This window comes from Streptomyces sp. NPDC016845 (genome assembly GCF_044332585.1).
Taxonomy (GTDB): Bacteria; Actinomycetota; Actinomycetes; order Streptomycetales; family Streptomycetaceae; genus Streptomyces.
Genome location: NZ_JBIRPI010000001.1, coordinates 637,265 through 649,479, shown reverse-complemented (window position 1 = coordinate 649,479; position 12,215 = coordinate 637,265). Strand labels below are relative to the sequence as shown.

At 70.5% G+C, this 12,215-nt stretch carries 9 protein-coding genes; 7 read left to right on the top strand and 2 right to left on the bottom strand.

What is annotated here, in order from left to right; translation table 11 throughout:
• Nucleotides 1–4: 4 nt before the first annotated feature.
• Nucleotides 5–1,879 carry a rhamnogalacturonan lyase gene (locus tag ACH4RC_RS02765; RefSeq protein WP_398194229.1) on the bottom strand — a complete coding sequence of 625 codons (1,875 nt, stop codon included), beginning with the start codon at nucleotides 1,877–1,879 and terminating at the stop codon, nucleotides 5–7.
• A gap of 216 nt (nucleotides 1,880–2,095) precedes the next feature.
• On the opposite strand from ACH4RC_RS02765, the gene ACH4RC_RS02760 reads away from it, so the two are divergent.
• Nucleotides 2,096–3,079, top strand: coding sequence for an aldo/keto reductase (locus tag ACH4RC_RS02760; RefSeq protein ID WP_398194227.1), 984 nt, complete (start codon nucleotides 2,096–2,098; stop codon nucleotides 3,077–3,079).
• Nucleotides 3,080–3,224: 145 nt separating this feature from the next.
• Here ACH4RC_RS02760 and ACH4RC_RS02755 read toward each other — a convergent pair whose 3' ends face one another.
• Entirely contained in the window at nucleotides 3,225–3,530 is a 306-nt protein-coding gene (locus ACH4RC_RS02755) for a 4a-hydroxytetrahydrobiopterin dehydratase (protein WP_398194224.1), read from the bottom strand.
• Nucleotides 3,531–3,569: 39 nt separating this feature from the next.
• On the opposite strand from ACH4RC_RS02755, the gene ACH4RC_RS02750 reads away from it, so the two are divergent.
• The 6 genes from ACH4RC_RS02750 (at nucleotide 3,570) to ACH4RC_RS02725 (ending at nucleotide 12,208) form a co-directional block, all read left to right on the top strand.
• Entirely contained in the window at nucleotides 3,570–4,379 is an 810-nt protein-coding gene (locus ACH4RC_RS02750) for a helix-turn-helix domain-containing protein (RefSeq protein WP_398194221.1), read from the top strand.
• Nucleotides 4,380–4,660: 281 nt separating this feature from the next.
• A complete protein-coding gene (locus ACH4RC_RS02745; RefSeq protein ID WP_398194218.1) occupies nucleotides 4,661–8,347 on the top strand; it encodes a nitrate reductase subunit alpha in 3,687 nt (1,228 codons plus the stop codon).
• A 4-nt stretch (nucleotides 8,348–8,351) separates the two neighbouring features.
• Entirely contained in the window at nucleotides 8,352–9,968 is a 1,617-nt protein-coding gene (gene narH / locus ACH4RC_RS02740) for a nitrate reductase subunit beta (RefSeq protein WP_398194216.1), read from the top strand.
• Nucleotides 9,965–10,573 carry a nitrate reductase molybdenum cofactor assembly chaperone gene (gene narJ, locus ACH4RC_RS02735; protein ID WP_398194213.1) on the top strand — a complete coding sequence of 203 codons (609 nt, stop codon included), beginning with the start codon at nucleotides 9,965–9,967 and terminating at the stop codon, nucleotides 10,571–10,573. The genes narH and narJ overlap by 4 nt, the downstream gene beginning before the upstream one ends.
• Nucleotides 10,570–11,292 (top strand): respiratory nitrate reductase subunit gamma, encoded by a 723-nt coding sequence (gene narI / locus ACH4RC_RS02730; RefSeq protein WP_398194210.1) that lies wholly within the window; start codon nucleotides 10,570–10,572, stop codon nucleotides 11,290–11,292. The genes narJ and narI overlap by 4 nt, the downstream gene beginning before the upstream one ends.
• A 40-nt stretch (nucleotides 11,293–11,332) precedes the next feature.
• Entirely contained in the window at nucleotides 11,333–12,208 is an 876-nt protein-coding gene (locus ACH4RC_RS02725) for a helix-turn-helix domain-containing protein (RefSeq protein ID WP_398194208.1), read from the top strand.
• The last annotated feature ends 7 nt before the right edge of the window (nucleotides 12,209–12,215 follow it).

The window sequence follows — 12,215 nt, the reverse complement described above, 5'->3', positions numbered from 1 at the left end:
GTCGCTAGGGTGTGGCGATCGTCGGCCGGGGCGCCGTCGCCATGCCCGAGCCGATGAAGAAGCTCGGGTGCGGGGGCTGGTTGTAGGCCGTGTTCTGCCAGGCCAGGGCCGTGCGGTACTGGGTGTCGTGGAGCAGGGTGGTGATGCGGGTGGAGGTTTCGAGGGGGGTCGAGTAGATGCGCAGGGCCGTGTTGTCGGTGGTCGGCCAGACGACCTCCTCGCGCCAGTCGCCGAGGATGTCGCCCGCGAGGGCGGGCGTCGCCTTCGTGCCGTTGTTGGAGTGGACGCCCGAGGCGGTCAGAAGGCGGGTGTCGGAGGACGTGCCGTACTTGTCGACGCGGGTGGCGTCGAGGAGTTCGCGGGTGGTGTCACCGTCCCACCAGGAGAGGAAGTTCGTGGAGGAGGGCTTGCGGGACGCCACCACCGTGCCCTTGGGGCCGCGGATGCCGGATTCGGATGACGACCAGGATTCGGCGCCCGCGCTGCCGGACCAGATGTCGCCGGAGACGCCTCGGCCGTTGTCGCCGTTGGCGCCCGTGGACCAGATGACCGCTCCCGTTCTCGCGTCGGCCATCCACGACGACGGCTTCGAGCTGTCCTCGTCGACCTTGAACTCCTCCAGGCCCGCGCGGGAGGGGTCGAGGTCGCCGACGTGCATCGCGTCGCCGTGGCCGTTCTTGGTGGTCCACAGGGCGTTGCCGTTGTCGTCCACCGCCATCGCGCCGTAGACGATCTCGTCCCTGCCGTCGCCGTCGACGTCCGCGACCGAGAGCTGGTGGTTGCCCTGGCCGTCGTAGCCCTTGCCGCTGTGCGTGGAGGAGTTCGTGTCGAACGTCCAGCGGCGCGTGAAGGCGCCGCCCCGCCAGTCCCAGGCCGCGATCACCGATCGCGTGTAGTAGCCGCGCGCCATGATCAGGGAGGGCCGTGCGCCGTCCAGGTAGGCCGTGCCCGCGAGGAAGCGGTCGACGCGGTTGCCGTACGAGTCGCCCCAGGACGAGACCGTGCCGCGCGCGGGGACGTAGTCGACGGTGCCCATCGCGGCGCCCGTCTGCCCGTTGAACATGGTCAGGTACTCGGGGCCGGAGAGCACGTAGCCGCTGGAGTTGCGGTGGTCGGCCGACGAGCTGCCGATGACCTTGCCCTGGCCGTCGACCGTGCCGTCGGCCGTCTTCATGGCGACCTCGGCCTTGCCGTCGCCGTCGTAGTCGTACACCTGGAACTGGGTGTAGTGCGCGCCCGAGCGGATGTTGCGGCCCAGGTCGGCGCGCCACAGACGGGTGCCGTCCAGTTTCACGGCGTCGACGATCGTGTTGCCGGTGTAGCCGGACTGGGAGTTGTCCTTGGCGTTGGTGGGCTGCCACTTGAGGACGAACTCCAGGACGCCGTCGCCGTCGAGGTCGCCCACGGAGGCGTCGTTGGCCTCGTAGGTGTAGGCGACTCCGTCGGGGGTGGTACCGCCCGCGGGCGGGGAGATCGGTACGTCCTTGTAGCCGGTCCGGAACTGGATCGCGTGCGGCGAGTCGGCCTGCTCGGTGCCGTTGACGATCGCGCGGACCGTGTAGTCGGCGGAGTTCGGGGCGCCGGAGTGGAAGTAGTTGGTGGAACCGGTCACGGGGGACGCGTTCACCTTCGTACCGGCGCGGTAGACGTTGAAGGAGACGTTGTCCGGGTCGGTGCCGAGCCAGCGCCAGCTGACCAGGTTTCCTGCGTCGGTGTGCACGCTGACCAGGCCGCGGTCGAGCTTCTCGGCCTGCCGGGCGGTGGCGGCGGAGGCGTTGTCACTGGGCAGGAGGGTGAGCCCGGCGGCGGCCAGGGCGACAGCGGCGGTGGCGGCGAGCCAGGGGCTGCGCCGTCTGCGGTGAGGGTGTGCTCCGGGCATGTGGGGGCTCCTGGGGTCGAGCGGCGCCGAGTGCGTCACGTCCCCCTAGTCGCCGCCCGGCGGGAAGGGGTTGCCAACCCGCCGCGGGTGTCACCCCGCGATCAACCGTGCCCGTACCCGCCGTCCCCGCCCCTTGACTTCGCGTGCGCTTCAACACGTTGACTCCCACTCGACAGCCCGGCCCGCACCCGGGCGACGGACACAAGGGAGTCCCGCATGAAGTACCGCACCATCGGCACCGACCCCGCGACACGCCGCGAGGTCAGCGTCCTCAGCCTCGGCGCCATGCTGTTCGGCACGGTCACGGACGAGAAGACGGCGTTCGCGATCCTCGACCGGTACGTGGAGGCGGGCGGCACGTTCGTCGACACGTCGGACAACTACGCGTTCTGGCAGACCGGCAGCGTCGGCGGCGAGAGCGAGACCGTGCTCGGCAACTGGCGGCGCAGCCGTGGCATCGGCGCCGAGATCGTCATCGCCACCAAGCTGGGCGCGGCGCCGCTCGCCCCCGGCACCGGGTACGTCGACAACGCCGAGGGGCTCTCCGCGGCGGCGATCCAAAAGGCGGTGGCGGGCAGCACGGCCCGGCTCGGCATGGAGCGGCTCGATCTGCTCTACGCCCACATTCCCGACCCGAAGGTGGAACTCACGGAGACGGTACGGGAGTTCGGGGCGCTTGTGAACGAGGGGCGGGTCGGGCTGCTCGGCGTCTCCAACCACTGGGCGTGGCAGGTGGAGCGGGCCCGCGCCATCGCCCGCGCCGAGGGGCTCCCCGGGTACGAGGTGCTCCAGTACCAGCACAGCTATCTGCGGCACCGCGTCGACACCCCGAGCCAGCTCTCCCCGGACGGCGAACTCGGCACCGCCGACGGGAACCTGCTCAGCATGGTCCGCGCCGAGGAGGACCTCACCCTCGTCGCCTACTCCCCGCTGCTCGGCGGCGCCTACGTCCGGGCCGACAAGCCGCTCAGCGCCGGCCACGACCACGGCAGCACGCAGCCCCGGCTCGCGGCGCTGCGCGAGGTGGCGAAGTCGTCGGGGGCGACCGTCAACCAGGTCGTGCTCGCCTGGATGATGGGCGCCCCGGTCCCGGCGATCCCGCTGGTCGGCGCCTCCTCCGTCGCCCAGATCGAGGAGAGCCTGGCCGCGGTCGACCTGGAACTGACGGAGGAGGAGCGGGCCCGCCTCGACGCGGTGTGATGGTGTCCGGTGAGGACTCGGCGGCGGTACGCCGGCACCGTGCACGTGGGGCCGGGGCGCGGGGCTCCCCGCCGCGACCGGCGTCGTACCGTGCGGCTTCCGCGTCGTGGTCGAGCACGGCAGGACCTCGAGGGGCGGGCTCGGACTAGCTCGCCGCGTGCCCCGGTGCCATCGCCTCGACCCGCTCGGCGAGTGCGAAGTCCTTCGCCGTCACGGCGCCCCCGGCGTCGTGCGTGTGGACCGCGAGGGTCACCGTGTTGTAGCCGAGCGTCAGGTCGGAGTGGTGGTCCAACTCCTCCTGCACTTGCGCGATGTGGACGACGAAGGCCGTCGCCGCGAAGTGGCTCGCCAGACGGTACGTACGGGTGATGCGGTCGCCGTCGAGCGACCATCCGGGGAGTTCGGCGAGGCGGTCCTCGATGTCCTTCTGGGAGAGCGGTTCGGTAGGCATGCCACCAGCGTGCCACCCGCACCGGGTTACGGTCTCCCCATGACGACTGCGACGCGCAAAAACGCTTCCGAAGTGGGCCGTCTGCTGCGCGGCTGGCGCGAACAACGACGCGTCAGCCAACTGGAGCTCGCGCTGCGCGCCGACTCGTCCGCGCGGCACATCAGTTTCGTGGAGACGGGCCGCTCGCGCCCGAGCGAGGAGTTGATCCTGCGCCTCGCCGAGCACCTGGACGTACCGATGCGCGAGCGCAACTCCCTGCTCCTCGCTGCGGGTTATGCGCCCCGGTTCACGCAGACCTCGCTCGACGACCCGTCGATGGGCGCGCTGCGTGACGGTCTGGAGCGGCTGCTGCGCGGCTACGAGCCCTACCCGGCGCTGATCGTCGACGCGACGTACAACGTGGTCGCCACCAACCGCGGCCTCGCCGCCCTGATGTCCTCCCTCCCCCCGGAGATGCTCGCCGCACAGCCGCTGAACGCCATGCGGCTCACCCTGCACCCGCAGGGACTCGCGCCCCGGATCAGGAATCTGCGCGAGTGGCGCGGGCACCTCCTCGCGCAGATGGAGCGGCAGATCGCGCTGGCCCGCTCGGCGGAGCTGCGGGCGCTGTACGAGGAGGTCGCGGCGTACCCGGTGCCGCAGGAAGCGCCGGGGCACGAGCCGGACGAGGCGGTGCCGTACTTCGCGCTGCCGATGGTGATCGAGCACGACGGGCACGTGCTGTCGTTCGTGTCGTCGATCTCGACGTTCAACACGCCGATGGACGTGACGGTCGCCGAGCTGGCCATCGAGACGCTGCTCCCGGCCGACCCGGCGACCGTCAAGTACCTGCGCTCCGAGTTGGGCTGAGATCCGGGGCGTCCCCTTGCCGATCCGGGGCGTCCCTTACTGATCCGGGGCGTCCTTTGCCGATCCAGGGCGTTCTCTTGCCGATCCGGGGCGTGATTCCGCTGATCCGCGACGCGCCGTTGCTCCATCCGGTGATCGTGGCCGGAGTGGGGCGGGGCCGTCCGGGTGGCGCCCCGGACGGCGGTCCGTCACGTGCTCCACCCGTACGGCCCCCGCCGGAAGGTGGCCCGCGCCCCGGGCCCCTAGCGTGCACCAGACGGCACAGCGAGGGAGCACACACGGTGACAGACACGACGCACCGCCCCACCGAGCCGGACGCCGCGCTGTTGCGGACCGGGCGGTTCTTCCGGCGGGGGACCGCCTCCGACGACCTGCACAGTGTGCGGATCGAGGGCGGCCGGGACGGGGATGTCTTCTACCGCGACCGGTGGAGCCACGACAAGGTCGTGAACTCCACGCACGGGGTGAACTGCACGGGCTCGTGCCGGTGGAAGGTGTACGTCAAGGACGGCATCATCACCTGGGAGACCCAGCAGACCGACTATCCGAGCGTAGGCCCGGACCGCCCCGAGTACGAGCCGCGCGGCTGCCCGCGAGGAGCGGCGTTCTCCTGGTACACGTACTCCCCCACCCGCGTCCGCTACCCGTACATCCGGGGCCTGCTCCTGGAGATGTACCGGGAGGCGAAGGCGCGGCTCCACGATCCCGTGCTCGCCTGGGCCGACATCCAGAACGACCCCGGGCGGCGCAAGCGGTACCAGCAGGCGCGCGGCAAAGGCGGGTTGGTGCGGGCCACGTGGGACGAGGCCGTCGAGATCGTCGCCGCCGCCCACGTCCACACGATCAAGACGTACGGGCCCGACCGCGTCGCCGGTTTCTCGCCGATCCCCGCGATGTCGATGGTGTCGCACGCGGCCGGGGCTCGTTTCCACTCCCTCATCGGCGCGCCGATGCTGTCGTTCTACGACTGGTACGCGGATCTGCCGGTGGCGTCGCCGCAGGTCTTCGGCGACCAGACGGACGTACCGGAGTCGGGCGACTGGTGGGACGCCGCGTATCTGATGATGTGGGGCTCCAACGTCCCGGTCACCCGGACGCCGGACGCGCACTGGATGGCCGAGGCGCGCTATCGCGGCCAGAAGGTCGTCGTCGTGGCTCCCGACTACGCGGACAACGCGAAGTTCGCCGACGAGTGGCTGCATCCGCACCCCGGCACGGACGGTGCGCTCGCCTTCGCGATGGGGCACGTGATCCTCAAGGAGTTCTTCGTCGAACGCCAGACCCTGTTCTTCACCGACTACGTCAAGAAGTTCACGGATCTGCCGTTCCTGGTGACCCTGGAGGAGCGGGACGGCGGCTACGTCCCGGCGAAGTTCCTGCGCGCCGCCGACCTCGGACAGCGCGGCGAGGGCGCCGAGTGGAAGACGGTCGTCCTTGACGGGGCGACCGGTCGGGCCGCCGTGCCGAACGGGTCTCTCGGCTTCCGCTGGACCGAGTCAGGCAAGGGCCGGTGGAATCTCGAACTGGGCGATATCGAACCGCAGTTGACTCTGTACGGTGCCGAGGTCGCCACCGGTGTGCCCGTGCTCCTGCCCCGTTTCGACACCGACGGCGGCGAGCACGGCCAAGGGCGCGGCGAGGTCGTCCGGCGCGGGGTTCCGGCGACGCGGCTCGGCGGGCAGGACGGGCCGCTGGTCACCACCGTCTTCGATCTGCTGCTCGCCCAGTACGGGGTGGGGCGGGAGGGGCTGCCGGGTGCGTGGGCGTCCTCGTACGACGACGCGGACGCGGTCGGCACGCCCGCCTGGCAGGAGATCCACACCTCCGTACCGGCCGCGAAGTGCGTGAAGATCGCGCGTGAGTTCGCCACGACCGCCGAGAAGTCGGGCGGGCGCTGCATGATCCTGATGGGCGCCGGCACCAACCACTGGTTCCACTCCGAGACGATCTACCGCAGCTTCCTCTCCCTGCTCCAGCTCACCGGCTGCCAGGGCCGCAACGGTGGCGGCTGGGCGCACTACGTCGGTCAGGAGAAGTGCCGCCCGGTGACGGGGTGGGCCTCGCTCGCCTCGGCCAACGACTGGTCGCGGCCGCCGCGCCAGATGATCGGCACCGCGTACTGGTTCACCAACACCGACCAGTGGCGCTACGACCGGTTCGGCGCGGACGTCCTCGCCTCGCCGCTCGGCAAGGGTGCCTTCAGCGGGATGACGGGCGCCGACTGTCTCGCGCTGTCCGCGCGGACGGGGTGGATGCCGTCGTACCCGACGTTCGACCGCAGCCCGCTCGATCTCGGCGAGCAGGATGTCCGGACGACTGTTGAAGAGCTCAGAGCGGGGACTTTGAAGTTCGCCGTCGAGGACCCCGACGCCCCCGGGAACTGGCCGCGCGTCCTCACCCTCTGGCGCGCCAACCTGCTCGGCTCCTCCGCCAAGGGCGCCGAGTACTTCACCAAGCACCTCCTGGGCACGCACTCCTCGCTGCGGGCGCAGGAGGCGGCGCCCGAGGAGCGGCCGACCACCGTCACCTGGCGCGACGAGGCCCCCGAGGGCAAGCTCGACCTGCTCCTCTCGCTGGACTTCCGGCAGACCTCGTCCACCCTCCTCTCCGACGTCGTGCTGCCCGCCGCGACCTGGTACGAGAAGCACGATCTGTCGTCCACGGACATGCATCCCTACGTGCACTCGTTCTCGCCGGCCGTCGATCCGCCGTGGCAGGCGCGGACCGACTTCGACACGTTCAAGGCGCTCGCGCACAAGCTCAGCGAGCTGGCCGTCGATCACCTGGGTGTGCGGAAGGACCTGGTGGCGGCGCCGCTCCAGCACGACACTCCCGGGGAGATCGCACAGCCCGGCGGGGTCGTCCTGGACTGGCGCAAGGGCGAGTGCGAGCCGGTGCCCGGCAAGACGATGCCGAACCTCGTCGTCGTCGAACGGGACTACACCGCCATCGGCGCGAAGTTCAGCGCGCTCGGCCCGCTGGCCGAGGAGCTCGGCCTGCCCGCCAAGGGCATCGCCCTCAAGCCCGACCAGGAGGTCGCCGAGCTGCGCGAGCGCAACGGTGTCGTGCGCGGCGGCCCCGCCGACGGCCGCCCCTCCCTCGACACGGCGATCAAGGCGGCCAACACGATCCTCGCCCTGTCCGGGACCACCAACGGCCGCCTCGCCACCCAGGGCTTCCACACGCTCGAAGCCCGTACCGGACAGGAGATGGCGCACCTCGCCGCCGAGCACGAGGGCAAGCGTGTCACGTACGCGGACACGGTGGCGGCGCCCGTGCCGGTGATCACGTCGCCGGAGTGGTCGGGCAGCGAGTCGGGCGGGCGGCGGTACACGGCGTTCACGCTCAACACCGAGCACGCCAAGCCCTGGCACACGCTCACCGGGCGCCAGCACTTCTTCGTCGACCACGACTGGATGCACGAGCTGGGCGAGGCGCTGCCCGTCTACCGGCCGCCGCTGGACATGAACCGCCTGTTCGGCGAGGCACGTCTCGGCCCCGACGGGGAGAAGGAGGTGACCGTCCGCTACCTCACCCCGCACAACAAGTGGTCCATCCACTCCGAGTACCAGGACAACCTGTTCATGCTGGCGCTCTCGCGCGGCGGCCAGTCGGTCTGGATGGCACCGCAGGACGCCGACGCCATCGGCGTCGAGGACAACGACTGGATCGAGGCGGTCAACCGCAACGGTGTCGTCGTGGCCCGCGCGATCGTCTCCCACCGCATGCCGGCGGGCACGGTCTACATGCACCACGCGCAGGAACGCACCGTCAACGTCCCCAAGGCGGAGGCCACCGGCAAGCGCGGCGGCATCCACAACTCGCTGACCCGGCTCATCCTCAAGCCGTCCCATCTCATCGGCGGCTACGCCCAGCTCTCCTGGGCGTTCAACTACTTCGGCCCGACGGGCAACCAGCGCGACGAGGTCACGGTCATCCGGCGCCGAAGCCAGAAGGTGGAGTACTGAACCCATGCGCATCATGGCTCAGATCGCGATGGTCATGAACCTCGACAAGTGCATCGGCTGCCACACCTGCTCGGTCACCTGCAAGCAGGCGTGGACCAACCGGGGCGGCATGGAGTACGTCTGGTTCAACAACGTCGAGACCCGCCCGGGACAGGGCTATCCGCGCCGCTACGAGGACCAGGAGAAGTGGCGCGGCGGCTGGGAGCTGAACAAGCGGGGCGCCCTGAAGCTGAAGAACGGCGGCCGGTTCAGGAAGCTGGCGGGCATCTTCTCCAACCCGAAGCTGCCCGAGATGAAGGACTACTACGAGCCCTGGACGTACGACTACAAGAACCTGACCGAGGCGCCGCTCGGCGACGACTACCCGGTGGCGGAGCCGCGCTCGCAGATCTCCGGCAAGCCGATGAAGATCGAGTGGTCCTCGAACTGGGACGACAACCTCGGCGGCGCCCCGCAGTACGGCGACCTCGACCCGATGGTGGAGAAGACCCGGCAGCAGGCGGCCGACAAGGTCAAGTTCGCGTTCGAGCAGACCTTCATGTTCTATCTGCCGCGCATCTGCGAGCACTGCCTGAACCCGTCGTGCGTCGCCTCGTGCCCGTCGGGGGCGATGTACAAGCGCGCGGAGGACGGCATCGTCCTCGTCGACCAGGACCAGTGCCGGGGCTGGCGGATGTGCGTGACGGGATGCCCGTACAAGAAGGTCTACTTCAACCACCGCACCGGCAAGGCCGAGAAGTGCACCATGTGCTACCCGCGCATCGAGGTGGGCCTGCCCACCGTCTGCTCGGAGACGTGCGTGGGGCGCCTGCGCTACCTCGGCGTCATCCTCTACGACGCCGACAAGGTGACGGCGGCGGCGCAGACCAAGGACGACACCGCGCTGTACGAGGCCCAGCTCGGGGTGTTCCTCGACCCGCACGACCCTGCTGTCCAGCGGGCAGCCGAGGAGGCCGACATCCCGTACGACTGGATGGAGGCGGCGCGCCGCTCCCCGGTCCACGCGCTCATCAGTAAGTACAAGGTGGCCCTCCCGCTGCATCCGGAGTACCGGACGATGCCGATGGTCTGGTACATCCCGCCGCTCTCCCCCGTCGTCGACGCGCTCACCGAGACCGGCCACGACGGCGAGGACCACGGCAACCTCTTCGGCGCCATCGACACCCTGCGCATCCCGCTCGAATACCTGGCGGAGCTCTTCACCGCCGGTGACGTCGGGCCCGTACGCGCGTCCCTGGAGAAGCTGGCCGCCATGCGCTCGCACATGCGGGCCATCAACCTCGGGGACGAGCCGGACGCGTCCATCGCCGCGTCCGTGGGCATGGAGGCGGTCGAGGTCGAGGAGATGTACCGGCTGCTCGCCATCGCCAAGTACGAGGAGCGGTACGTCATCCCGACGGCGGGGGGCGGCGGCGCGAAGCGCCTGGAGGAGACGGCGGTGCCGGACTCGTGCAGCCTCGACCACGCGGACGGGCCCGGCATGGGCGGCGAGGGCCCCTTCGGCGGCGACTCCGGGAACACCATGGCGGGCGGGCGGAAGCTGCTGCCCGTCGTCTCCTTCGAGAACTTCCACCTCACCAAGCGCCGCCAGAGTGCCGACGACCCGAAGGAGAGCCCGTGACCGGCCCCTCAGCGCTCCTGCACCAGGCGGCGGCGCTCTGCCTCAGCTATCCCGACGAGGAGCTGTACGAGCGGCTGCCGCTGGTCCGGGCGGCGGCGCCGCAGCTCGCCCCGTTCGTCGACCACGCCGAGGGGACCCCCTTGCAGGAGCTGGCCGCCCACTACGTCCAGGTCTTCGACTTCAAGAACCGGCACAGCCTGTACCTGACCTGGTGGCGCGACGGCGACACGCGGCGGCGCGGCATGTCCCTGGTCCGGTTCAAGGAGGTCTACCGGGAGCACGGCATGGAGTTCACCGGCGAGGAGCTGCCGGACTTCCTGCCCGCCGTCCTGGAGTTCTCGGCGCAGGCGGGACCGTTCCTCCTGGAGGAGCACCGCAGCGGCCTGGAGCTGCTGCGCATCGCCCTCACCGAGCACGGAACCCCGTACGCGACCCTCCTCGACGCCGTCTGCGCCTCCCTGCCGGGCCCCTCCCCCAAGGACCGCGCCGAGGCGCTCGCCCTCGCCCGCTCGGGCCCGCCGCGCGAGGAGGTCGGCCTGGAGCCCTTCGGCGACCTCGGCCTGCGCGAACCCCTGCCGCTGTTCGTGAAGGAGCACGCGCCGTGACCACGCTGATCTGGGGCGCGCTGCCCTACATCGCCTTCGTCCTGCTGGTCGCGGGCACGGTCTGGCGGTTCCGCTACGACAAGTTCGGCTGGACGACGCGCTCCTCGCAGATCTACGAGTCCAAGCTCCTCAACATCGCCTCGCCCGTCTTCCACTACGGCATCCTGTTCGTCCTCGCGGGCCACCTCATCGGCCTCTTCGTCCCGATGTCCTGGACCGACGCGGTACACGTCAGCGAGCACTCGTACCACCTGCTCTCGCTGATCGGCGGCACGCTCGCCGGGGTCCTCGCCGTCGCCGGCATCCTCATGCTGATCTACCGGCGCCGCACCAAGGCCCCGGTCTTCCTCGCGACGACCCGCAACGACAAGCTCATGTACGTCGTGCTGCTCGCCTCGATCGTCCTGGGCATGGTGGCCAAGCTCTCCCACTCCTCGGGCGACGGCTACAACTACCGCGAGACCATCGGCCCGTGGGCCCGCAGCCTGTTCACGCTGAGCCCGGACGTCTGGCGGATGGAAGGGGTACCCCTCCTCTACCAGATCCATGCGGTAGTGGGCATGTCACTCATCGCGCTGGTACCGTTCACCCGGCTCGTGCATATGTTCAGCGCGCCGCTGCAGTACCTGTTCCGGCCGTACGTCGTCTACCGCAGCCGCGATCCGCGGCGCCTGACCGCGCGGCCGGAGCGACGGGGGTGGGAGCGCACCGGCTCATAGCCGCTGCGGGTAAGGAACGGCACGTGGGGAGACGTGTGACGTGAGCGAACGACGGCCCGCCCCCACCGTGGGCCAGGTGGTCCTCGGCCGCCGCCTGCGCGATCTGCGGGAAGCAGCGGGCCTCAAGCGCGACGAGGCGGCCCGCTCCCTGCGGGTGACCGGCGCGACCATCCGCCGCATGGAGACCGCCGAGGTCGCCCTGAAGATCCCGTACGTCCAGATGCTCCTGGAGCTGTACGAGGTCCCCGAGGGCGAGATCGAGGCGTTCGTGGCGCTCGCCGAGGAGGCGAACCTCCCCGGCTGGTGGCAGCGGTACCACGACGTGCTGCCCGACTGGTTCAGCCTCTACGTCAGCCTGGAGGGCGCGGCGGAGATGATCCGCGCCTACGAACCGCACTTCGTGCCGGGCCTCCTCCAGACCGAGGCGTACGCGCGGGCCGTCTTCGACGCCGGGACGGTAGGCCGCTCCAAGCCCGACGAGATAGAGCGGCACGTCTCCCTGCGCCTCGCCCGCCAGTCCCTGCTCACCCGCGAGGACGCGCCGCACCTGTGGGTCGTCATGGACGAGACGGTGCTGCGCCGCCCGCCCGGCGGCCCCGACGTGCTCCGCGACCAGCTGGACCACCTCCTCGAAGTGGCCCGGCTGCCGCACGTGACGCTCCAGATAGCCGAGTTCACGAGCGGGCCGCACCCCGGCACCTTCGGCCCGTTCACCCTGTTCCGCTTCCCCGTCCGGGAGCTGCCGGACATGGTCTACAGCGAGTACGTCACCGGCGCCCTCTACCTCGACTCGCGGGACGAGGTGGGCATGCACCTGGAGGTCCTCGACCACCTGGTGGCGCAGGCGGCGAGCGCGGAGCGGACGATCGAGCTGATGGCGCGGTGGCGGGAGCGGCTGGGCCCCGCGGAGGGCTGACCGGGGG